The following is a 235-nucleotide window of genomic DNA, read 5'->3' on the forward strand; positions in this document are numbered from 1 at the left end:
CTTGAAGATCGGGTACGCGCCGCCAATGCCGTTGCCGTAGCCGCCCTGGAAGTTCAGGCCCAGCACGAAGCCGCGTGCGAACGAGTAGTAATACTGCATCTGCGCGTCGGCCTTGTAGTACTGCAGGCCGGCAGGCGTGCCGTATTCGGCATTGGCCTGCGCGAAGTAACCGCGGCTTGGCACCAGCGCGCTGTCACGATTGTCGCGCGACCAGCCCACCGTCAACGGAATGATG

At 63.4% G+C, this 235-nt stretch carries 1 protein-coding gene; it reads right to left on the reverse strand.

The window, feature by feature from the left end; all coding sequences use genetic code 11:
• On the reverse strand, positions 1-235 hold a 235-nt coding region (locus SB751_RS35305; protein ID WP_410749649.1), incomplete at both ends, for a BamA/TamA family outer membrane protein.

This window comes from Cupriavidus sp. SIMBA_020, from assembly GCF_046535395.1.
GTDB lineage: Bacteria > Pseudomonadota > Gammaproteobacteria > Burkholderiales > Burkholderiaceae > Cupriavidus > Cupriavidus campinensis.